We start from the raw sequence: 21,557 nt of genomic DNA, 5'->3' as shown, positions 1-21,557 counted from the left end.
TCCTCTGGCCGCCCGCCTCGGCTTCCGCCGCATAGGCTGCCCCGGGGAGGTAGGGCGGTGTCGGCCGTCGCATGGCGCGCTGCGGGGCGGGCGCCGGCACGCCCCGCCCTCGGCCTTGCGCTGGGCGCGGGCGGGCTGCGCGGCCTGGCCCATGTGGGCGTGCTCAAGGCGCTGGTGGAGGCAAGCCTGCCCCCCGGGCTGCTGGCCGGCTCCAGCATGGGCGCCGTGGTCGGAGCGCTCTATGCCGCCGGCTGGAGCCCGGAGGCCATGGAGTCGCTGGCCCGCTCGCTGGAGGCGCGACGGCTCTACGACCTGGCGGTGGGGCCGGCGCGTCTGGGCGCCGCACTGGCGCGCTGGCTGCTGGGGCGGGCCCGCCTGCCCAACGACTGGCTGCCCCCCTATCCGCTGGGACTGATCCGCGGCGAGAGACTTCGCCGGCTGCTGGAGGAGTGGCTCGGCCGGCGCCGCTTCGAGGAGCTGGAGGTTCCGCTGGCCGTGGTGGCCACCGATCTGACGCACGGCCGGCGTGTGGTCTTCGCCTCGCCCGTCCGCGCGCGGGTGCTGGCTCGCAGCCTGGAAGACGCCGCCCCCGGGCCCCGCCTCTCCGTCGCCGAGGCGGTGCGGGCGAGCACCGCCATCCCCGGCCTCTTCGAACCGCTCATCTGGGAGGGACGCCTCCTGGTGGATGGCGGCGTCCTGGACGCCGTGCCGGTGGACGTGGTGCGCGCCATGGGCGCGCGCGTGGTCGTGGCCGTCGACCTGGGCTTCGCGGGAGGTCGGCCCGTGCGCAGCGCCTTCGACGTGGGCGTGCAGGCCATCGAGCTGATGGGCGAGGCGCTGACGCGGCCGACCGTGGAGCGGCACGCCACGCTGGTGCTGCGGCCCAGGGTGCGCGAGGCGGGCCTGACCGACTTCGCCTCGGCGGCGGAGATCATCCGGCAGGGCTACGAGGAAGCACGCCGGGCGCTGCCCGCCCTGCGGCGCGCGCTGGGCGCCGCAGGGCCGGCCGGACCGGCCGCGGGGCGCCCGGAGCGGCCGCTCCAGACCTCTTGACGGCTCCCCGCCGCCCTCCCCTCAACGCGGGGAGAGCTCGGCCAGCATCTCGGCCAGGCGCGCGGCCAGCCGCTCCAGGCCTCCCCGCCCGGCCTGGGCCGCGGCCGCGGGGCGGGCCAGGCGGGCCTCCACCTCCTCGAGCCGCCGGCGGAGAAGCGGGGCGAGCAGCGGCTCCCTCCGCTCCCAGAGGCGCGGGCCGATCTCCATGATCAGCGCCTCCTGCGGCGGCTCGCGCCCGGGCTCGGCGCGGATCACCTCGTAGACGTGCCCGCCTTCGGCCACCAGCTCCTCGTCGGCCAGGCGGTAGCCGTGGGAGACCAGCCAGCGCCGCAGACCGCCTGCGTGGCTCATGGGCTGGAGCACCCAGCAGGGGATGCTGGCGCGCACCTCGGGGCGCGCCTCCAGGATCTCCACGATCCGGTCTCCGCCCAGGCCGGCGATGACGCCCACCTCGGCCTCGCCCGGGGCCAGCGCCTCCAGCCCGTCGCCCTGGCGCAGCTCCACCTGGCCGGCGAGCCCGAAGCTCTGCACGTTGCGCAGCGCCTGGTCCAGCGGCCCGCGGCGAAGCTCCACGGCGATGGCCCGGGGCGCGATGCCGGTGGAGACCAGGTAGACCGGCAGCAGCGCGTGGTCGGTGCCCACGTCGGCCACCACCCGCTCGGGCGGCACCTGGCGGGCGATCGCCAAGAGCCTCGGCGAGAGTTGCACGAGCCTTCCCATCTCCCCTCGCCCGGGCGGGCCGCCGCCCGTCCCGCGGTCTCCCTCACAACCTCTCCAGCACGAAGCACTTGAGGTAGTCGGAGGCGGGGTGCCCGAGCCGGACCGGATGATCCGGGGAGGCCCCGCGCCGCTCCAGCAGGCGGAAGGAGGCACCCGCGTCGGCGGCCGCGTCGACCAGCATCTGCTCGAACATCTCGGCGCGCACCGGTTGCGAGCAGCTGCAGCTGACCAGGAGGCCGCCCGCCGCCAGGAGCCGCATGGCCTGGAGGTTGATCTCCTTGTACCCCCGGTAGGCGCCGTCCAGGTCGGCCGTCCTGCGCGCGAAGGCCGGCGGGTCGAGCACCACCAGGTCGTAGCGGGCGCCGGAGGCCACCTTCTCCCGCAGGACCGCGAAGGCGTCCCCCTCCAGGAAGCGGACCCGCTCCCCCAACCCGTTCTCCTCGGCGTTGGCCCGGGCCAGCTCGAGGGCGGGGCCCGAGCTGTCCCAGGCCTCCACCTGCTCTGCGCCCCCGGCCGCCGCCTGCAGGGCGAAGCCGCCGGTGTGCGTGAACATGTCCAGCACCCGCCGCCCGGCGGCCAGGGCGGCCACGCGCAGCCGGTTCTCGCGCTGGTCGAGGAACCAGCCCGTCTTCTGTCCACCCAGCACGTCCACGAGGAAGCGGAGCGACCCCTCGCGGATCCGGATCGCCTCCGGCAGCCGCCCGCGCAGCACGCCCGAGCGGGAGGGCAGCCCCTCGCGCCGGCGGATCGCCGCCTCCTCCCGCTCCACCACCGCCTCCGGCGCCAGCATCTCCTCCAGCTGGTCGAGGATCGCCTCCCGGAAGGGCTCCAGCCCCGCCGCCAGGAAGCCCACCACCACCACCGGCCCATAGCGGTCGACGATCAGGCCGGGAAGGCCGTCGGCCTCGGCGAAGACCAGGCGGCAGGCGTCGGCCTCCGGCAGCCTCTCGCGCCGGTACCGCCAGGCGGCCTCCAGGCGCCGCCGGAACCAGGCGGCGTCGATGCGCGCCCACGGGTCCGGGTCCAGCAGGCGGACCGCCAGCTGCGAGCGCGGGTTGAAGAAGCCGCATCCCAGGTCGCGGCCGCGCTGCGAGCGGAGCCGGACCACCTGGCCGGGCGCGGCTCCCGCCTCCGCCTCCAGCACCTCGTCGCGGTAGACCCAGGCCCGCCCCTCCCGCAACGCCCGCGCGGCGGAGGTGGAGACGCGCACCAGCGGGCGGGCGCGGAGCGCCTCGCCGTCGCGACTCACGCCGGCTGCCCCTCTCCCGCGCCGCCCCGCGAGACGGGGCCGGCGATGAGCAACGTGCGATGCTCCGCCTCGCTCAGGTCCATCGTCCGCTCTGGCAGCCCCTCCCAGCGGCCCTCGCGCCAGCGGATCTCGCGCACCACCGGGCGCGCGCGCACCCCCTGCGGCGCGCGCACCACCACGCAGGGGCGGCCGTCGCCCAGGCGGACCAGGCTTCCTTCCGGGTAGGGGACGACCAGGTCGGCGAAGGCCGCCGCCACCTCCATGTCCAGGTCGTAGCCGGCCGCCGCCAGCACGTACTCCACCGCCTCGTGGGGCGGCATCCCCTCCCCCTCGGCCGGGTGGATGCGGTCGATATAGGTGTCGATCACCGCCAGGATGCGCGCGCCCGGGTCGATGGCCTCCCCCCGCAGCCCGCGCGGGAAGCCGGAGCCGTCGTAGCGCTCGTGGTGCTGGGCGACCGCCGCGCGGGCGCGGGCGGGCCAGGCCAGCGGCGGCTCCATCAGGGCCAGCGCGGCCTCCACGTGGCGCGGGTCGTCCACCGGATGGAGCGCCAGACCGGCGTCGTGGAGGAGGGCGGCCAGCACCAGGTCGTCGCGGGCCCGGGCGCCCAGCCGGCCCAGGGCCAGCACCGCCACCCCCACCGCCGCGTGGAGCGCCCGGCGCGCGTACCAGGGGGCGGCCACGTCCGGCTCGGGCAGGGCGATGCCCCGCGGCGCGGCGGCCAGCTCCTCCACGACGGCCGCCGCCAGGGAGGGAGCCGGCTCGGGCGGGAGCGGGCGCGGGCCTGCCAGCACCGCCTGCCAGGCCTCCTCTGCCCAGTCCAGCACCTGCTGCTGCAGCTTGAGGCTGAGCGGGACGTAGGGCTGGACGTCCTCCAAGCCGGCGGCCTCCACGTAGACGTGGCGGACGCCGCGCTCCCGCAGCCGCTCCGCCCCCGCCCGGTCCAGCGCGGCGCCGCGCGCCGCCAGCAGCCGGCCCTTGGCGTCGTAGACGGGCTCGCGCAGCGTCACCGGAGCCTCCACCTGTTCCACGGGCAGACGCAGCAGTCAGATCCGCTCCCCTCTCGGGTCCAGCCCCAGCTTAGTCTCGCCCGCCTCGTACAGGAAGGGGCCGACCGGCCGGAGCCCGAAGCGCCCCGGATCGTAGAGGCTCTCCGTGCTCCCCAGCAGCAGCCAGCCCCCCGGCCGGAGCGCCTCCGCCAGGCCGCCCAGCGCGCGCTCCTTCCCCTCCGGCGTGAAGTAGATGAGCACGTTCCGGCAGAGGACCAAGTCGAAGCGGCCCGGCGGCGGGTCGGTCAGCAGGTCGTGCCGCTCGACGCGGACGGCCCGGCGCAGCTCGCCGCGCAGGCGGTGGAGGCCCGAAGGCAGCCGCTCCAGCCAGGCGGCCCTGCGCCGCGCGTCCAGCCCCGCCAGCTCCTCCTCGGCGTACTCGCCGGCCCGGGCCCGGGCGAGGGCGACGTCGTCAACGTCGGTGGCCAGGATCCGGCTCCGCTCCAGCAGGCCGGCCTCGGCCAGGAGGATGGCCAGCGAGTACGGCTCCGGTCCGCTGGCGCAGCCGGCCGACCAGACGCTCACCTGCCCCTGCCCGCGCACGCGCGGGATCCAGTGTCGGCGGAGGCGCTCGAACTGTTCCGGATTGCGGAAGAAGCCCGAGACGTGGATGGTCAGGAAGCTGACCACCTGGCGGAGGACCGCTTCCTCGCGCTCCATGCGCGCCACGAGGCCAGCCAGATCCCCGCCCCCCAGCCGCGCCACGGCGCCGCGCAGCCGCCTCTCCAGCTGCTCGCGCCGGTAGGCGGCCAAGTCCTGGCCGGTCAGGCGGCGGTAGGCCGCCAGGAAGCCGCGCCACTCGACCTCGCTGAAGGCGGCCTCGCCTTCGCGGATCCCCTCCGTCTCCCTGCGGCCGCTCACGGCCTCTCCCCCAGCACCTGCGCCAGCGCCTGCGGGATCGCCTCCAGGTCGACCACCCGGTTCGCCAGGCCGGCCATCACCACCGAGCGCGGCATGCCGTAGACGACGCAGCTGGCCTCGGACTGGGCGATGACGTGGCCGCCCGCGGCGCGGACCGCCGCCGCCCCGCGCGTGCCGTCGGAGCCCATGCCGGTCAGGATGACGGCCACCAGCCGGGGACCCCAGACGGCCGCAGCGCTCTCCAGCGTGGGGTCGACGCTGGGGCGGACCCCGTGCTGCGGCGGGTCGTCGTCCAGGCGCACCCGGCGCGCGGGCGAGAGGCGGAGATGGCGCCCGGCCGGCGCCACCAGCGCCTGGCGGGCGCGCACGGTCTCGCCTTCCTCCGCCTCGTGGACGCCGACGGGCGCCACCCGGTCCAGCCCCTCCGCCAGCGAGTGTGTGAAGCCGGGCGGCATGTGCTGGACAAGGATCAGGCCGGCGTCCAGCTCGGCCGGCCAGCGCGGCATCAGCCGGTAGAGCGCCTGCGGGCCGCCGGTGGAGGAGCCGATCACCACCAGCCGCTCGGCCGGGCCGCCCGCGGGCAGGCGGCGGGCCGGCGGCGCCGGCGGGGCGGCGGCCCGCCGCAGGCCGGAGCGGCCCAGGCCCGCGGTGGCCGCCAGGAGGACGCGCCGGCTCAGCTGCTCCACCATGCCGCGGAAGCCGTCGGGCTCCAGGCCGTCGGGCTTGGGCACGAAGTCGATGGCGCCCAGGCGGAGCGCCTCTACCGTCGCCTCGGCGCCGATGCGCGTCCGGCTGGAGAGCATCACCACGGGCAGCGGGTGCTCGCGCATGATCCGCCCCAGGGCCGTCAGGCCGTCCACGCGCGGCATCTCGATGTCCAGCGTGAGGACGTCGGCGGGCGTGTCCGCCGCCCGCTCCAGCGCCTCGTCGCCGTCTCCGGCCTCCGCCACCACCTGGATGCGGCCCGTCGCCTCCAGCGCCCGCCGCACCCGGGCGCGGAAGAAGCGCGAGTCGTCGACGAGGATCAGGCGGACCGGGCGGCTCCCCGGGCGTGCCCCGGCCGCCGCGGACGGCCCCGGCCCCGGGCCCCCCGCCCCGGCGCTCACCGGGGGCTCCCCCAGCGTTCCACCGACTGGAGGACGCGCTCGGGCTCGAAGGGCTTGACCAGGAAGTCCTTGGCGCCGGCCTTGATGGCCTCCAGCACCGTCGCCTTCTGGGCCAGCGCCGTGCACATCACCACCCGCGCCCCCGCGTCGGCGGCCAGGATCTCGCGCAGGGCCGTCAGCCCGTCCATCTCCGGCATGGTGATGTCGAGGAGGACCAGGTCCGGCCGCTCGCGCCCGTAGAGCTCCACCGCCTCGCGCCCGTTGCCGGCCTCCAGCACCTCGTGGCCGTGTTCGCGCAGGAGTTTGGCCGTGCGCATGCGCACGAACTGCGAGTCGTCGACGACGAGCACCCGGCTCATGCGGGCTCCCCCTCCACGCGGGCCGGCTGCGGCAGGTAGGCCAGCTGCGCCAGCACGCGCCGGCCGGCGGCCTCGAAGCGCGCCCGGCAGAGGAGCCAGGGCGAACCCTGCCCGCCGCCCCCGAGGGAACCCGCCGCCCGCTCCAGCACGGCCGCCAGCGGCGCCTCCAGCACCTCCGGCACCGACGGCGCGGTGACGCTCCCCGTCCTCTCGCCCAGCACGTTGAGGAAGGACGTGACGGTCACGTTGCCCACCTCCGCCAGCACCGAACGCCCCATCTCGCCCAGATCGCCCTCCGGCGCCTCGCCCGTCAGCGCCCCCACCAGCTCGCGGCTGGAGTCGGCCGTGAAGGCCAGGAGGGCCGTCCCGCCCAGGCCGCCCTGGACGTCGATGCAGACCGCCTCCACGGGCTCCTCCAGGCCCGCCATCAGCGCTTCCAGCTCACGTCCACCCACGCGCCGCACCGCCTCCGGGCGGCACTCCACCGGCTGGCCGAGCATGGCGGAGAGCGCCTGCCCGGCCTGCCGCAGCCCCTCGTCGACGGCGCGGGCCAGCTCGTCGATGCCCATGCTCACCCCTCCACCCGCGCGGCCAACATGACGCCGCCCACGTCCAGCACCAGCGCGACCCGCCCGTCGCCCAGCACGGCCGCCCCGGCCAGACCTCGCACCTCGTCCAGCCAGCGCCCCAGCGCCTTGACCACCACCTCCTGGTCGCCCAGGAGCCGCTCCACCGCCCAGACCTGGCGCCGCCCCTGGTGGCGGACGACGAGGCCCTTCTCGCCCGGCGCGGGCTCCCAGCTGCGGCGGCCCTCCAGCGCGGCGCCCAGCGAGGTGAGCCCGAGGACATGCTCGCGCCAGCGGAGCACCGGCTGGCCGCCGACGCGCTCCACCCGCTCCGGTCGCAGATCCACCACCTCGTCGATGGCCGCCAGCGGGACGGCGAGCGGGATGCCTCCCGCCTCCACCAGCAGCACGCGCAGGATGGCCACCGTCAGCGGCAGGTCCAGGATGAAGCGCGTCCCGCGGCCGGGCTGCGACTCCACCTCCACCTGGCCGCCCACCCGCTCCACGTTCCGGCGCACCACGTCCATGCCGACGCCGCGCCCGGAGATCTCCGTCACCTGGCGGCTGGTGGAGAAGCCGGGCTGGAAGATCAGCTCCACGGCCTCGCGGTCGCCCAGGCGGGCAGCCTCTTCCGCGCTCAGGAAGCCCTTCTCCACCGCGCGCCGGCGCAGTGCCTCGGGATCGATGCCCGCGCCGTCGTCGGCGACGGCGATGCGGATGGTGTTCTCCTCCCGCCAGGCCCGCAGCTCGATGCGCGCCCGCTCCGGCTTGCCCGCCCGGCGCCGCTCCTCGGGCGGCTCGACGCCGTGGTCGACGGCGTTCCGCAGCAGGTGGACGAGGGGATCGGCGACGAGCGTCGCCAGCGAGCGGTCGAGCTCCGTCGATTCGCCCTCCACCACGAAGTCGAAGAGCTTGCCCGTGCTCGACTCGAGCTCGCGCATCAGCCGCGGGAAGCGGCGGAAGAGCGAGGAGAGCGGCTGCATGCGCGCGCGCGTCACCGTCTCCTGCAGCTCCTCGCTCAGCCGCGCCAGATGCTCGACCACCTCGTCCAGGGTGGCGCCGTCCCCCGCGGCGGTCAGCCGCCGGGCGGCCTCGTCCAGGCGGTTCCGGTCGACGACCAGCTCGCCGATGAGGTTCATCAGGTGGTCCAGCAGGCGGACCTCGACGCGCAGGCTCTCCGCCTGCCCGCCGGCGAGAGCCGGCGCGCCGCCCGCCGGCGGGCGCGTGCCGCGGGCGGGCGGTTGCCGCTCCAGAAGCCGGACGGAGGCCACGTCGGGCACCGCCCGAATCTCGCGCAACACTTCCTCCGCCGGGCCGAGGAAGCGCAGCCGCAGGTGCTGGAACTCCTCTCCCGCCTCGATGGCCGCCTCGTCGGGCTCGGAGGCCAGCACCTCGCCGCCCGCGTCGCGCACCGCCTGGAGCACCTGGTAGGAACGGACCGAGAGGAAGGGACACCCGTCGGCGAAGCGGACCTCGACCTCGCTCTCCTCCTCCCCGCCCTCCTCCCTCCCGTCCGCGGCCCCGTCGCCCGAGGCGCGGCGGAGCTCGGCCCGCATGGCGTCCACCTCGGCCAGCATGCGGTCGACCTCCTCCCGGCCGGGTGGAGGCGCCCCCTGTCGGAGCGGCTCCAGCGCGCTCTCCAGCGCGTGGGCGCGGCGGGCCACCTCCTCCAGGCCGGCCGCGCCGGCGTTACCCTTCAGCGTGTGGGCGGCGCGGAAGAGACGGTGGACCTCCTCGGCGCCGGCGGCCCCGTCCAGGCCGACCAGCCCTTCCTCCAGGGTCTCCAGGAGCTCCTCGGCCTCCTGCAGGAAGAGCCGGCTCTCCTCCTCGCTCAACCCCGCCAGGGAAGGGGTGTGGCCGGACACCGCTCACGCCCCCGCGTGCGCCGCGCGGGCCGCCGCCGACTTCTCCTCGGCATCCAGCACCCGCTCCAGCGCCAGCAGGATGACCAGCCGCTCCTCCAGACGCGCCACGCCGCGCAGGAAGGAGACTCCCTCGCCGCGCACCAGTTCCCCGGGAGGTTCCACCAGGGCGAGCGGGACATCCAGCACCTCGCTCACCCCGTCGACCAGCATCCCGACCAGCTCCTCACCGTCCTCCACCACCACGATCCGCGAGAGGGGACCCGGCTCGGCCGCCGGCAGGCCCAAACGACGCCGCAGGTCGATCACCGGGATGATCCGCCCGCGCAGGTTGATGACGCCCAGGACGAAGGCCGGCGCCTGCGGCACGCGGGTGACCGGCTGGAAGGCCAGCACCTCGCGGACCGACCCGATGGCCGCGCCGTAGGCCTGTCCGTCCAGCTCCAGCACCACCACCTGCTCGGCGGCGGCCTCCTCCGCGGTGCTGTGGCCGCTCCCGTCCAGCGGCACGCTCATGCGACCTCCTCCCTTCCCCCGCCCGCCCGGTAGCGGCGGACCATGCGCGCCAGTCCGCGAGCCAGCTCCTCCATCTGGCCGGCCATCTCGCTCGCCTCGGCCACCGCGCCGCCGGCCCTCTCCAGCAGCTCGCGCATCCCCTCCAGCCGCCGGACGGTCTCGGCCACCAGACGCCCGTTCTCCTCCACCGCTTGCTCGACCCGGCGGCTGGAGGCGGCCATGTGCTCGGCGGAGGCGGCGTTCTCTTCCGCCACCCCGGCCACGCCCTCCATGGCGCGGACGGCCTGCTGGGCGTCGCCGTCCGCGCCCTGCGCGGCGCCGGCGATGGCGTCGATGGGCTCCTTCACGCGGCGGACCTGCTCGAAGATGCCGGCCAGCGTCTCCAGCGTCTGCTCGATCTCGGCCGAACCGCGGTTGACCTGCTCACTCGAGGCGCGCATGGCCGCCACGACCGCGTCGGTCTCGCCGCGCAGCGCCGCGACCCGGCGGGCGATGTCGCGGCTGGCCTCGCCGCTCCGCTCCGCCAGGTGGCGGATCTCGCTGGCCACCACGGCGAAGCCGCGCCCGTGCTCGCCGGCGCGCGCCGCCTCGATGGCCGCGTTGAGCGCCAGAAGATTGGTCTGGTCGGCGATCTCGGTGATGCTCTCGACGATCCGCCCGATCTCCTGCGAGGCCTTGCCCAACGCCTCCACGCGGGCCGCGGTGCCCAGGACCGCGCCGCGCAGCGCCTCCATGCCCGCGTGGCTCGACTCCAGGTCGCTGCGGCCGCGGGCGGCGTCGTCGGCGATGCGCCCGTAGGCGCCGCCCAGCTCGTCGACGGCCTGGCGGATGCCGGCCACACGGGAGGCCATGCGGTTGAGGAGCACGTTCAGCTCCTGCGTGTCCCGGGCCTGTTCGGTCGCTCCCGCGGCCACCTGCTCGATGGCGAGCCGCAGCTCGCCCAGTGCCTGGCCCATCTGCCCGCCCGCCCGCTCCTGGGCGGCGGCGCTTCGGCCGACCGCCTCGAACTCCTCCAGGCTCTTCTTCAGGAGGCCGGCTACCGAGCGGCTCCGCTCGGCCATCTGGCCGGCGCCCGCGCCCAGCCGCTCCGAGGCCTCCCCCAGCGCCGCCACCGCGTCGGCCAGCCGGTCGGCCATGGCGTTGAAGCTGGACGAGAGCACCTCCAGGTCGAAGCTGGTAAGGCGCGGGGCCACGCGGACGTCCAGGCGCCCCTCCTCGCCCAGCAGGCGCGCCGCCTGGGCGACGCGGCGCACGGGGTCGACCACCTCCCGCGCGATCAGCCAGCCGCCTCCCAGGCCGAGCGCGGCAGCGAGGACGGCCACCGCCAACCAAGCCGTGCCCAGCCGCTCCCAGCCGGCGCCAGGTTGCGCCGCCGCCAGCCGCTGCGTCACCCAGTAGCCCAGGGCGGAGCCGGCCAGCACCGTCGCCACCATGGCCGCCGTGGCGCCCAGGATCTTCGTCGCCAGACCCACGCGAAGCAGTCTCCGCAACACGTCTGCTCCCCCCGCGCCCCGGCGCGTCCCCGCTGCGCTCGGAGCGGCGCGGCCGGCCGCCGCGACGTGCGTAGCCGCGCGGCCCGACCCCTCCGGGGTCATGATCGACATCGGTCGGCCGGGTCTTTAGCTGGCGACAGCGAAGCGAGGGCGGGCATGTCGAAGCGCGCGGAGGGGGGGTAGGCGCCGGCCCGGAGCGGCGGCAGGGCGTGTAGACTGGAGGCGGAACATCCTGCGGGGGTGTGCGCCGTGGGCGACGTACGGGATCTGAACGCCTACCGGCGCGATCGCGAGCGGCGCCGGCGCAGCGAGGAGGCGCGCCGCCGGGCGTCGCGCGCGCGGCGGGGCCGTCCCCTCGAGCCGGGTTGGTGGCCGCTGGCAGCGCTCTTCCTGCTGCTGGCGCTGGTCTCGCTACTGCTGGCCATACGTTGACGCCGCGGCGGTCCCGCGTCGGTTTCTGCTGCAGAGTCCCTCTTTTTTCCCGGCCTTCCAGTATGTGTACCGCCTGCTCTGACGAATAATACCGATTTTGGGGCTGCGCATCGCAGGCGCGGGCCTATAATACTGAAGCACAACCGTTCCTGCCGGTCAGCCAGCAGGGGCCGGGGACGGGAGGTGCACAGGCATGGACGATCTCTTCGATCTGATCGACGCCTACCGCCGATCCCATGCCGAGCAAGCCTGGAGCGGCACGTTCCGCGAGTATCTGCAGATGGTCGTCGACGATCCGCGCCTGGCCCGGCGCGCGCACGAGCGGCTCTGGGACATGATCCGCGAGCGGGGCGTGGAGGTCGACGAGCAGGCCGGCATCGAGCGCTACCGCTTCTTCGCCGACGACCTCTTCGGGGTGGACGAGGCGCTGGCCCAGGTGGTCGAATACTTCAAGGCGGCCGCCATGGGCTCGGACGTCCGGCGGCGCATCCTCCTCCTCTACGGCCCCCCCTCCAGCGGCAAATCCGAGCTGGTCATCCTGCTCAAGCGCGGGCTGGAAGAGTACTCGCGTACCGAGCAGGGGGCGCTCTACGCCATCGCCGACTGCCCCCAGCACGAGGACCCGCTCCACCTCGTCCCGCACGGTCTGCGCGCCAGCTTCCGGGAGCGGTACGGCATCGACATCGAGGGCGAGCTCTGCCCGCGCTGCGCGCTGGAGCTGAGGGAGACCTACCAGGGCGATATCTACCGCGTGCCGGTGCGGCGGATCTTCCTGTCGGAAAAAGATCGCGTCGGCATCGGCACCTTCGTCCCCTCCGACCCCAAGAGCCAGGACATCTCGGAGCTGGTGGGCTCGCTGGACCTGGCCCGCATCGGCGAGTACGGCGCCGAGTCGGACCCGCGCGCCTACCGCTTCGACGGCGAGCTGAACATCGCCAACCGCGGGCTGATGGAGTTCATCGAGATGCTGAAGGCCGACCCGCGCTTCCTGTACGTGCTCCTCACCCTGGCGCAGGAGCGGAACATCAAGACGGGACGCTTCCCGCTCATCTACGCCGACGAGTGTGTCATCGCGCACACCAACGAGGTGGAGTACCAGCAGTTCCTCAACGATGAGACCTCTCAGGCGCTGCGCGACCGGATGATCGCGGTCCGCTTTCCGTACAACCTGAAGCTCTCCGAGGAGGTGCGCATCTACAGGAAGCTGCTCGCCCAGTCCAACCTGCGCGGCGTCCACATCGCCCCGCACACGCTGGAGGTCGCCTCCATGTTCGCGGTCATGACGCGCCTGGAGGATTCGACCCGGCCGGGGCTGAGCCGCGTCAAGAAGATGCACCTCTACAACGGCGACGAGGTGGAGGGTTACAGCGCGCGCGACGTGCGGAAGATCCGCGCCGAGAGCGAGGGCGAGGGGATGCACGGGATCTCGCCTCGCTTCGTGATGAACCGGATCGCCGCCGCCTTCACCCGCCCCGGCACCACCTGCGTCAACCCCATCGACGTCCTGCTGGCGCTGAAGGAAGGCGTGGCGGAGCTGGCGGAGCTGAGCCGCGAGAAGCGCGAGGAGTACGAGCAGCTGATCGCCGACGCCCGCCGCGAGTACGACGAGATCGCGCGCACCGACGTGCAGAAAGCTTTCTTCGTCTCCTTCGAGGACGAGATCCGGACGCTCCTGGAGAACTACCTGGACAACGTGGAAGCCTACCTCGAACACACCCGCATCACCGATCCCCTGACCGGCGAGGAGCGCGAGCCGGACGAGCGCCTGATGCGCTCTATCGAGGAGAAGGTGGCGGTTTCGGAGAGCGGCAAGGACGCCTTCCGCAACGAGATCATGCGCAAGGTGGCCATCGCCGACCGCCGCGGCGAGCGCTTCGACTACACCACCCACGAGAAGCTGCGCACCGCCCTGGAGCGCCAGCTTTTCGAGGAGCGGCGGGACACCATCCGCTTGACCGTCACCTCGCGCAACCCGGACGAGGAGGAGCTGAAGCGCATCAACCAGGTGGTCCAGACGCTCATCCAGCGCGAGGGGTACTGCGCCACCTGCGCCAACGAGCTGCTGAAGTACGTCTCCTCGCTGCTCTCGCGCGAGAAGTGAGCCGGTTTCGCGGGGAGGGGTGGCCATGACGGCCGAGCTTCCTTGGGAACTTCGCCGCCGCGGCATCCGCGACGCGCGGCGGCACGACCAGCGGGTGCGCGAGGCGATCCGCAAGAACCTGCGCCACCTGGTGACCGAGGAGGCCATCATCTCCTCCGACGGCCAGCGCGTGGTGCGGGTGCCGGTTCGCTACCTGGACCGCTACCGCTTCCGCTACGGCTTCCCCCAGTCCCACCAGGGCGTCGGCCAGGGGGAGGGCCAGCCGGGCGAGCGCCTGGGAGGGCGCGAGGGCGGGGGCGGGCCGGGCGAGGCCGGCGACGCGCCGGGCGAGCTGACCTTCGAGACGGAGATGACGGTGGAGGAGCTGGCCCGACTGATGCTGGAGGACATGGCGCTGCCCTGGCTGGAGCCCCGGGGGCGCGTCAGCCGCTCGCCCGAGCTCCGCTTCGACGAGGTCCGCCGCGTCGGCTCGCTGGCCAACGTGGACAAGCGGCGTACGCTGCACGAGAACGTCAAACGCAGGGCGGCGCGCGGCGAGCCGCGCCCGGGCGACTTCGTGGAGGAGGACCTGCGCTACCGCAGCTGGCGCGAGGAGCCCCGCCCGCGCTTCCAGGCGGCGGCCTACCTGCTGCTGGACCGCTCGGCCAGCATGACCCTGGACAAGAAGTACGTGGCCAAGGCCTTCTTCTTCTGGATGGTCCAGTTCCTGCGCAGCCGCTACGACCGGGTGGAGATCGTCTTCATCGCCCACGACGCCGAGGCACGGGTCGTCGACGAGCGGACGTTCTTCGCCATCGGCTCGGCCGGCGGCACCCTCTGCTCCACCGCCTACCGGGCCGCCCTGGAGCACATCCGCCGCCACCACCCGGCCGTCGAGTGGAACAACTACGTCTTCCACTTCTCGGACGGCGACAACTTCCCCGAGGACAACGCGGCGGCGGTGGAGGCGGTGCGCGAGCTGCTGGCGGAGAGCCGCATGGTGGGCTACGGCGAGATCGTGGAGGCCGCCGGCCCCTCCTTTTACGGCTACGGCCGCGAGGAGGGCGAGCGGGGGTCGCGCGCGGAGCCGCCGCACGGCCTGGAGCGGCCCAAGAGCCTCTTCGGCCGGGCCCTGGCCCGGCTGGGCGACCCCCGCTTCGTGGCGGTGGCGGTCCACCGCCGCCAGGACGTCTACGGGGCGCTGCGCGCCTTTCTGCTGGCCGACCGGGAGGGGTGAGCGCGATGCCGCTGGAACCGCTTCCGCCGCGTTTCCAGGAAGTGCTGGACCAGGCCCGCTCGCTGGGCCTCGACTTCTTCGAGCTGCGCTTCGAGGTGGTGCCCGAGGAGATCATGGCCGAGCTGGCCGCCTACGGCCTGCCCACGCGCGCCCAGCACTGGTCCTACGGCCAGGTGTACAACCGCAACCGGCTCTTCGGCCGCATGGGCCTCTCGCGGATCTACGAGATCGTGCTCAACAACGATCCCGCGCACGCCTTCCTTCTGGAGACCAACCGGCCGGTGGAGAACCTGCTGGTGGTGGCCCACGTGGCCGCCCACGCCGACTTCTTCAAGAACAACGCGCTCTTCCAGGAGACCAACCGGCACATGGTGGCCGAGGCGGCCGCCCACGCCCAGCGCATCGACCGCTACCGGGAGGAGGTGGGCGAGGAGCGGGTGGAGCACGTGATGGACATCGCCATGGCGCTGGAGCAGCACATCGACTTCCCCCGCGGCGTCCACCGGCGGCGCTACGAGGAGGAGCGCGGGCGGCGCCCGGCCGCGTCGCGTCCGCCGCGCGACCCGGACGAGGAGCGCCTGGCCGAGCTCTTTCCGGAGGAGGAAGCCCCGCCGGAGCGGGAGACGGCGCCACCGCCGCTTCCTCCCCACCCCGAGCGGGACCTGCTCTGGTTCCTCGCCAACTACGCGCCGCTCACCGACTGGGAGCGCGACATCCTGGAGATCCAGCGCGAGGAGTCCTACTACTTCTACCCCCAGTTCGCCACCAAGATCCTGAACGAAGGCTGGGCGACCTACTGGCACGCGCGCATCCTCGGGGAGGCCGGCTGGCTGACGCCCGAGGAGACGCTCGAGTACGCCCGCCTGCACGCCGCCGTGGTCCAGCCCGGCTCCCGCCTGCAGATCAATCCCTACTACCTGGGCTACCGCATCCTCCGCGACGTGGAGGAGCAGTCGGGGCCGGAGCGGCTCTGGCAGCTGCGCCGCGAGGAGGACGACGTCTCGCTGATCCAGAACTTCCTCACCCCCGAGCTGGCCGACGAAATGGAGCTCTTCACCTACGGCCCGCGCTCGCGCTTCGCCCCCTCGGGCCGGGAGCCGGAGCTGGAGGTGAAGAGCCGCGACATCGACCAGGTGCGCGAGTTCCTCTGCCGCCCGCGCTACAACTACGGCGTGCCGCTGGTGGCCGTCAGCGAGGTCCGCCACGGCCAGCTCTACCTCGAGCAGCTGGACCGCCACGTCTCCGGCCTCGACCTGGAGTACGCCAAGAAGACTCTGGAGTACATCGGCGAACTCTGGCGGGGTCCCGTCCGCCTGGTCACCGCCGACTCCGAGGGGCGGGAGCTGGAGCTGGTCTGGGAGGGCCAGGAGGAGCCGCGCCGCCGCGGTCGGAGCGGCTAGGCGGAAGTTCAGTGGGTGGGACAGGCCTCTGGCATAGGCGGCTCAAGGATTTCAGGCCACAGGCGATTTGCTGGCACTGGCTACAGGGGGCTTGACGCCGAGGAGTTCGAAGATCTGTCGCTGGCGCTCGTCGGGCATGGTGGGAAGGTCGACCCGGGTGCCGCCGATGTCGGCGGTGTTGAGCTGGATGGTTGCGAGCTCTTCGAGGAGCCCGCGCAGGCTGGACTCCCCCTGGGGATGCAGGAACGGCTCGAGCGCCCGGCGCATGTGCCAGGTGACGTAGTAGGCCAGCATGCAGAGAAAGGCATGCGCGCGCACCCGCTCCTCGAGGCGATGGTAGACCGGCCGGATCTCCAGGTGGAAAGTCTTGAGCGAACGGAAGGCGCGCTCGACGTGCTGGAGGTCCTTGTAGCTCCGGACGAGCTCGGAGGCGTCCATCTCCTCCGCGGGAACGTTGGAGCGGATGACGTATAGGCCGTCGAGCACCGGCTCCTTCTCGATGTGGGCGAGGTTCCGGCGGAAGGAGAAGCTCTGCTCGCCAATCTCCAGGATGAAGTGTTTGGCCACTTTATAGGCGTGGATCACGCGGCCGACGGCGAGGCCGATCTTGTCCGCCCCCTTGAGCCGCCCCTTCTCCACCCGCTCGCGAATCTTTTCGAGCTCGCGCTCGGTCGCCTGGAGGAGCTCCTCGCGCTTGCGGGCCCGCTCCTCGGCCACCAGCGGGTTCCGGCAGACGACCAGCCGCTCGCCCGGCCGCTGGGGGTCGACGATCTCGGCGATGTTCCGCTCGTCCAGAAGGGAGAGTTGCAGCGTCCCCTGGGCGTAGAGCCGCTGGATCTCCGGCGCCCGGAGCGCCGTGATCCAGCCGTAGCCGGCTTCGCTCACCTTCTCGATGCGCGCCTGGGTGAGCATCCCCCGGTCGCCGACCAGGACGATCCGGCGCAGGTGGGACTTCTCGCGAAGTTTCCGGATCTGGCTGTCCACCGTCACCGGGTCCGACCAGTCCCCCGGAAAGAGCTCGATCGCCACCGGGCAGCCCTCGCGGGTGGTCAGAAGCCCGTAGTTGAACTGCCGCTTGCCGCGCTTGAGGTCCCGATTGTAGCCGAAGGCGGCCAGGGGACAGGTCCGCCCCTCGAGGTAGCTGGAGGAAAGATCGTACAGCACCAGATCGCCGTCGCGGAGGTGCTTCTCGGCGAGCTTCCGCTCGATGGCCTCCTGGTGCGCGCCCAGTTCGTCGAGCGCCTGGTAGAGCGCGCCTGTATCCCGGCCCCCGTGGGGAAGGTCGAGGAGCTCGGGCAGGGTGGTCCCCTGCCACCAGCCGCGTGTGAAAAGTTTCGACCCCGGCCGGATCACCCGCGCCACGATCATCGCCACCACCAGCTTCCGCCAGGGCGTCTCGTAGCTCAGGATCATCCGCTCCAGGCCGATCTTGCGGAGAAACTCCAGCACCGCCAGCACTGCGCCGTGGGAACGGGAGGCCAGGATCTGGACCGCCTCGCCCACCGCGACCAGCTTCTCGCCGCGCAACGCCCGCCGGAGCGCCTCGATGGCCGCCTCCGGAAGGTCGGAGACGTTGGCGACGGTGCGGTGCTTGACCTTGCCGCCCTCGCGGTAGGAGGTGCGCAGGAGGTGGGTGGTGTAGGTCCGACCGCCCTTGCGGCTGACGACGGTTTCCAGGTGGACGGGTACGCTCTCCCTGCCTCGCATGGCTACAGGATAGCTCGTCACATGCGAGAATGCAAGACGTTCTGATTAACAATGACTGGCTACCTTTCGAACCGCCAACGGCCCCTCAGCCCGCTCGCCACAAGGGCTGCGCCCCCCTCGGTCAGGCTGAACTTCCGGCTAGGAGGCTGGCCGCGAGGCGGCGCCCGCCCGCTCCGCCAGCCACTGGCTGGCCGAGGCGACGACGCCCACCGGGTCCGGCCCCGTCAGGATGGCGTGCGGGTAGCCCGGGTAGGTGCGCACCGTGGCGCCGGGCAGCCGCCGCGCCAGCGCGGCTACCCGCTCTTCGTCGACCAGCGGGTCGTCGCCCGGGAGGAGCCAGAGCGAGGGGAGGCGCAGCTGCTCCAGGCGGGCGACCAGCTCTTCGCCCGCCCGCATCACCTCCATGCCCCAGCGCAGGGTGAACTGCCGGCCCAGCGTCCCCGCCGGCAGTCCGGGCATCTCCCCGCGTCCCAGCAGCGGCGCCTCCAGGCGCGGCACGAGGCGGGTGACCAGCCGCCCCAGCAGGCGGAGCGGCCGGCTCATGGCACGGATCAGCACCAGCGCCGGAGCGCTGAGGACGAGGCCGCTCCACTCCCCGGGCTGCTCCAGCGCCAGCTCCAGCGCCACCAGGCCGCCCATGCTCTCGCCCCAAAGGAAGCGGGGCGCCGCCAGCCTGCCGGCCAGCGGCGCCAGGTCGCGCGCATAGACCTCAAAGCGCTCCACGTCGCCGCGGCGGCCGCCCGAGGCCCCGTGCCCGCGCAGGTCCGGCAGCCAGACGGACCAGCCGCGCGTCGCCAGTTCGGCGGCCAGCGGCTCGTAGAGCCCGCCGTGCGCCCCGGCGCCGTGGAGCAGGAGGATGTCGCCCCTCGGGCCCCCCCGTCCCTGCCAGCGCCGGAGCAGAAGGACCGTGCCGTCCTCGGCCCGGAACGTCTCCAGGCGGTCCGGCTCGAAGCCCTGCCAGGGCCGCAGCCGGTGGCCGCCACCGCTCGGCAGCGCCGTCGTCCTCGCCCCCCGCCCCTCCGCCCGCCGGCGGCGGAGCGCGGGGCGACCGGCCGCTCCGGCCGGAGCGGGAGGTCAGCTCCGGCGCAGCCCGCCGCCCAGCGGCAGCGCCTCCGCCGGCCCGGTGACGGCCTCCCGCCCGACTTCCTCCTCCCGGCCGCGCAGCCGCTCCACAGCCAGGAAGGCCAGGTTGAGCAGGATCCCCACCCCGGTGGCCAGCGCCATCCCCTCCAGGTGGAAGCGCCCCAGGTCGACCGCCGTGCCGCCCAAGCCGACCACCAGCGTGACGGAGGAGAGCATGAGATTCTTCTGGTTACTATAGTCGACCCGGCCGTCGACCAGCATACGCAGGCCGGAGGCCGCGATGGTACCGAAGAGCAGGATGGAGACGCCGCCCATCACCGGCTGCGGGATGGCGTGGATGGCGGCGCCCAGCTTGGGAACGAAGGCCAGCAGCGCGGCCAGCAACCCGGCACCCCCGATGACCGAGACGCTGTAGACGCGGGTGATGGCCATGACGCCCAGGTTCTCGCCGTAGGTGGTGCTGGGCGGCCCTCCCAGGAAGGAGGCCACCATGGTGGCCAGGCCGTCGCCCAACAGCGAGCGGTGCAGACCCGGGCGGCGGAAGAAGTCGCGTCCCACGATGGAGTTGGCGACGAAGAGGTGGCCGATGTGCTCCGCCAGGGTGACCAGCGCCACCGGCGCCACCAGCGCCACCGCCGGCAGGCTGAAGGCGGGCGTGGTGAAGTGCGGCAGGCCGATCCAGGCCGCGCTCCGCACCGGCGCCCAGTCCACCATCCCCCGCGCCGCCGCGAAGGCATAGCCGACGATGACGCCCGTCAGCACCGGCACCACCGACAGGAAGCCCCGCCCGAAAACCGAGACGGCCAGCGCCACGCCCAGGGTGACCGCCGCCACCAGCATGGCGCCCGGATCGGTCGCACCGCGGGCGTTCTTCATGGCCATGTCGATGGCGGTGGGCGCGAGCCCCAGCCCGATGACGATGACGATGGCGCCGACGAAGGCGGGCGGCATCAGCGTGTGGATCCACTCGCTGCCCAGGCGCGAGACCAGGAGCGCCACCAGCACGTAGACCAGTCCGGCCGCCACGCCGCCACCCAGCGCCGCCGGGAGGCCGTACGCCTTGGAGGCGGCGATCAGCGGCGCGATGAAGGCGAAGCTCGAGCCCAGGTAGGAAGGGACCTGGAACCGCGTGCTGACGATGTAGATCAGCGTCCCCACGCCGCTCGCCAGAAGGGCGATGCTCGGGTCGAGGCCCACCAGGTACGGCACCAGGACCGTCGCCCCGAACATGGCGAACATGTGCTGCAGGCTGAGCGGCAGCGCCTGGACGAGCGGCGGGTGCTCCTCGGGCATCAGGATCCTGCGCGTGCCCATCACCTTCCCTCCCCGCGGGACCGGAGCGCCTCTCCCTGCACCCGCTCCGGGCACAAAAAAGCCCGGACGTCCTCGTCCGGGTTCCACGCCTCGCGCATCCCGATCCCCCCATCTCGCCCTCGCAGGAGCGAATTAATGGTCGGATTCCGACCGGACCCACTCTAGCACCCGCCGCCCGCCCTGTCCACCGCCCCGGCGGCGGCTGCCTCGAAGGCGGCCAGCGCCGCCTCGAGCTCCTCCTCGCGCCGGGCCAGGAGCTGCCAGCCGAAGACGCTCTCCGCCTCGGCCACGAAGACCGGCACCACCTCATCCAGCCTCACCGGCCGCCCGCTCTCGCGACGAAGCGAGGTGGCGCCGTGGCCCTCGATGCCGCAGGGGATGATCCAGCCGAAGGGTTCCAGGTCGTTCTCCACGTTGAGCGCCATCCCGTGCAGGCTGACGCCTTCGCGAATGCGCATGCCGACGGCGGCCAGCTTCGCGGGGCCGCACCAGGCGCCGGGGTAACCGGGCCAGCGAGCGGCCCGGACGCCGAAGCGGGCCGCCACGCGGATGGCCACCTCCTCCACCTGGCGGACCAGGCGCGCCACGTCGCCCTCCACCGTCTCCAGGCCCGCGAGGAAGTAGGCCACCAGCTGCCCCGGCCCGTGGTAGGTGACGTCGCCGCCGCGGTCGGACTCCACCAGCTCCACCCCGCGGCGGGCGAACTCCTCCCGCGCCAGCAGCAGGTGGTCGGCGCCGCCCGCCCGCCCCAGCGTCACCACCGGGCGGTGCTCCAGGAGGAGCAGGACGTCCGGCAGGGCACCCGCCACCCGGGCCGCGTGGACGCGCTGTTGCAGCGTCCAGACCGGCCGGTAGGGGCGAGGCTCCTCCAGCCGGACCCACCAGGCCACGCCCGCGGCCATGGTCACTCGCCCGGATCCTCGGGCAGCGGGTACTCCTCGTCCAGCAGGCGCAGGATCTCGGCGAAGGTGCTGATCACTTCGTGGACGTAGGTCTCGTTGATGGAGTCGGGGTCCCGCACCCATTCGGCGACGATCTGGGCCTCGGCCTCGGCGGGGTCGAAGCTGCCCGCGTCGTAGCGCTGCATCAGGCTGAGGTGTGCTCGGTCGGCATGGGCGGCGTTCAGCTCGGCGGAGACGCGCTCCCACATGGCCACCGCGCTGGGGCCCAGCCGCTCCTGGGAGATGGTGATGGTGGTCTCGATGACCAGCGGCTGCTCCTCCAGCGGCTCCTCGTCGCCCTGAGCCGCCATCTCGTCCAGCACGTTGACCCAGAAGCGGATCTCGCCGGTCAGGGTGTAGTCGTCCTCGGGCTGTCCCGGCAGGCGGACGTAGCAGTCGAACTCGCGCTCGTAGGTGTCGAGGCCGATCGACTCCATCACACGGCCACTGAGGGCCAACTGGTCCTCCACCGAGGCCAGGACCCAGTTCTTCAACTGGTCGTAAAGACTGAGTGCGCTCGCCCTCGTAG

General features: G+C 73.5%; 20 protein-coding genes. 5 read left to right on the top strand and 15 right to left on the bottom strand.

What is annotated here, in order from left to right:
- The first annotated feature begins 57 nt into the window (after window positions 1-57).
- The gene (locus K6U79_02320) at window positions 58-1,053 is read left to right on the top strand and encodes a patatin-like phospholipase family protein (GenBank protein MCL6521197.1); all 996 of its coding nucleotides are present in this window, start codon (window positions 58-60) and stop codon (window positions 1,051-1,053) included.
- Window positions 1,054-1,074: 21 nt separating this feature from the next.
- Here the strand turns inward: K6U79_02320 and K6U79_02315 are convergent, their stop codons facing one another.
- From K6U79_02315 to K6U79_02270, 10 genes are read right to left on the bottom strand one after another with little or no spacing between them, the layout of a single operon-like run.
- Entirely contained in the window at window positions 1,075-1,761 is a 687-nt protein-coding gene (locus K6U79_02315; protein MCL6521196.1) for a class I SAM-dependent methyltransferase, read from the bottom strand.
- A 55-nt stretch (window positions 1,762-1,816) separates the two neighbouring features.
- Complete coding sequence (locus K6U79_02310) at window positions 1,817-3,130, bottom strand: class I SAM-dependent rRNA methyltransferase (protein MCL6521195.1); 1,314 nt, start codon at window positions 3,128-3,130, stop codon at window positions 1,817-1,819.
- Window positions 3,019-4,032, bottom strand: coding sequence for an HD domain-containing protein (locus K6U79_02305; protein MCL6521194.1), 1,014 nt, complete (start codon window positions 4,030-4,032; stop codon window positions 3,019-3,021). Before K6U79_02305 ends, K6U79_02310 begins: the two co-directional genes overlap by 112 nt.
- Before the next feature lie 36 nt (window positions 4,033-4,068).
- Complete coding sequence (locus tag K6U79_02300; protein MCL6521193.1) at window positions 4,069-4,932, bottom strand: protein-glutamate O-methyltransferase CheR; 864 nt, start codon at window positions 4,930-4,932, stop codon at window positions 4,069-4,071.
- The gene (gene cheB, locus K6U79_02295) at window positions 4,929-6,038 is read right to left on the bottom strand and encodes a chemotaxis-specific protein-glutamate methyltransferase CheB (protein ID MCL6521192.1); all 1,110 of its coding nucleotides are present in this window, start codon (window positions 6,036-6,038) and stop codon (window positions 4,929-4,931) included. Before cheB ends, K6U79_02300 begins: the two co-directional genes overlap by 4 nt.
- Window positions 6,035-6,397 carry a response regulator gene (locus tag K6U79_02290; protein MCL6521191.1) on the bottom strand — a complete coding sequence of 121 codons (363 nt, stop codon included), beginning with the start codon at window positions 6,395-6,397 and terminating at the stop codon, window positions 6,035-6,037. The genes cheB and K6U79_02290 overlap by 4 nt, the downstream gene beginning before the upstream one ends.
- Window positions 6,394-6,966 (bottom strand): chemotaxis protein CheX, encoded by a 573-nt coding sequence (locus tag K6U79_02285; GenBank protein ID MCL6521190.1) that lies wholly within the window; start codon window positions 6,964-6,966, stop codon window positions 6,394-6,396. Before K6U79_02285 ends, K6U79_02290 begins: the two co-directional genes overlap by 4 nt.
- A gap of 2 nt (window positions 6,967-6,968) precedes the next feature.
- Window positions 6,969-8,828: a chemotaxis protein CheA gene (locus K6U79_02280; protein MCL6521189.1), complete on the bottom strand. Its 1,860-nt coding sequence runs from the start codon at window positions 8,826-8,828 to the stop codon at window positions 6,969-6,971.
- A 3-nt stretch (window positions 8,829-8,831) separates the two neighbouring features.
- Window positions 8,832-9,341, bottom strand: a complete 510-nt coding sequence (locus K6U79_02275; GenBank protein MCL6521188.1) for a chemotaxis protein CheW — start codon at window positions 9,339-9,341, stop codon at window positions 8,832-8,834.
- Window positions 9,338-10,813: a HAMP domain-containing protein gene (locus tag K6U79_02270; GenBank protein MCL6521187.1), complete on the bottom strand. Its 1,476-nt coding sequence runs from the start codon at window positions 10,811-10,813 to the stop codon at window positions 9,338-9,340. Before K6U79_02270 ends, K6U79_02275 begins: the two co-directional genes overlap by 4 nt.
- A 270-nt stretch (window positions 10,814-11,083) precedes the next feature.
- On the opposite strand from K6U79_02270, the gene K6U79_02265 reads away from it, so the two are divergent.
- The 4 genes from K6U79_02265 (at window position 11,084) to K6U79_02250 (ending at window position 15,983) form a co-directional block, all read left to right on the top strand.
- Complete coding sequence (locus tag K6U79_02265; GenBank protein MCL6521186.1) at window positions 11,084-11,266, top strand: hypothetical protein; 183 nt, start codon at window positions 11,084-11,086, stop codon at window positions 11,264-11,266.
- 193 nt (window positions 11,267-11,459) lie between these two features.
- Entirely contained in the window at window positions 11,460-13,367 is a 1,908-nt protein-coding gene (locus K6U79_02260; GenBank protein ID MCL6521185.1) for a protein prkA, read from the top strand.
- Between the two features lie 25 nt (window positions 13,368-13,392).
- Window positions 13,393-14,583 (top strand): DUF444 family protein, encoded by a 1,191-nt coding sequence (locus tag K6U79_02255; GenBank protein MCL6521184.1) that lies wholly within the window; start codon window positions 13,393-13,395, stop codon window positions 14,581-14,583.
- Window positions 14,580-15,983: a SpoVR family protein gene (locus tag K6U79_02250; GenBank protein ID MCL6521183.1), complete on the top strand. Its 1,404-nt coding sequence runs from the start codon at window positions 14,580-14,582 to the stop codon at window positions 15,981-15,983. Before K6U79_02255 ends, K6U79_02250 begins: the two co-directional genes overlap by 4 nt.
- Before the next feature lie 51 nt (window positions 15,984-16,034).
- Here K6U79_02250 and K6U79_02245 read toward each other — a convergent pair whose 3' ends face one another.
- From K6U79_02245 to K6U79_02225, 5 genes are all read right to left on the bottom strand, one after another.
- The gene (locus K6U79_02245; GenBank protein ID MCL6521182.1) at window positions 16,035-17,690 is read right to left on the bottom strand and encodes an IS1634 family transposase; all 1,656 of its coding nucleotides are present in this window, start codon (window positions 17,688-17,690) and stop codon (window positions 16,035-16,037) included.
- Between the two features lie 138 nt (window positions 17,691-17,828).
- The gene (locus tag K6U79_02240) at window positions 17,829-18,683 is read right to left on the bottom strand and encodes a lysophospholipase (GenBank protein MCL6521181.1); all 855 of its coding nucleotides are present in this window, start codon (window positions 18,681-18,683) and stop codon (window positions 17,829-17,831) included.
- 81 nt (window positions 18,684-18,764) lie between these two features.
- Window positions 18,765-20,087, bottom strand: a complete 1,323-nt coding sequence (gene uraA / locus K6U79_02235; GenBank protein ID MCL6521180.1) for a uracil permease — start codon at window positions 20,085-20,087, stop codon at window positions 18,765-18,767.
- A 161-nt stretch (window positions 20,088-20,248) separates the two neighbouring features.
- A complete protein-coding gene (lipB, locus tag K6U79_02230; GenBank protein ID MCL6521179.1) occupies window positions 20,249-20,995 on the bottom strand; it encodes a lipoyl(octanoyl) transferase LipB in 747 nt (248 codons plus the stop codon).
- Complete coding sequence (locus K6U79_02225; protein MCL6521178.1) at window positions 20,992-21,522, bottom strand: hypothetical protein; 531 nt, start codon at window positions 21,520-21,522, stop codon at window positions 20,992-20,994. Before K6U79_02225 ends, lipB begins: the two co-directional genes overlap by 4 nt.
- Between the last annotated feature and the right edge of the window lie 35 nt (window positions 21,523-21,557).

This window comes from Bacillota bacterium (genome assembly GCA_023511835.1).
GTDB lineage: Bacteria > Bacillota > Sulfobacillia > JAIMAT01 > JAIMAT01 > JAIMAT01.
The sequence above is the reverse complement of the archived record's forward strand: the minus strand, read 5'-3'. Positions and strand labels throughout refer to the sequence as shown.

Bases quoted from the DNA above. Each gene is read 5' to 3' on its own strand.
- K6U79_02260 (MCL6521185.1), top strand. From the start codon at position 11,460: ATGGACGATCTCTTCGATCTGATCGACGCCTACCGCCGATCCCATGCC.
- K6U79_02275 (MCL6521188.1), bottom strand. From the start codon at position 9,341: ATGAGCGTGCCGCTGGACGGGAGCGGCCACAGCACCGCGGAGGAGGCC.
- K6U79_02285 (MCL6521190.1), bottom strand. From the start codon at position 6,966: ATGGGCATCGACGAGCTGGCCCGCGCCGTCGACGAGGGGCTGCGGCAG.
- K6U79_02255 (MCL6521184.1), top strand. From the start codon at position 13,393: ATGACGGCCGAGCTTCCTTGGGAACTTCGCCGCCGCGGCATCCGCGAC.
- K6U79_02290 (MCL6521191.1), bottom strand. From the start codon at position 6,397: ATGAGCCGGGTGCTCGTCGTCGACGACTCGCAGTTCGTGCGCATGCGC.
- uraA (MCL6521180.1), bottom strand. From the start codon at position 20,087: ATGGGCACGCGCAGGATCCTGATGCCCGAGGAGCACCCGCCGCTCGTC.
- K6U79_02245 (MCL6521182.1), bottom strand. From the start codon at position 17,690: ATGCGAGGCAGGGAGAGCGTACCCGTCCACCTGGAAACCGTCGTCAGC.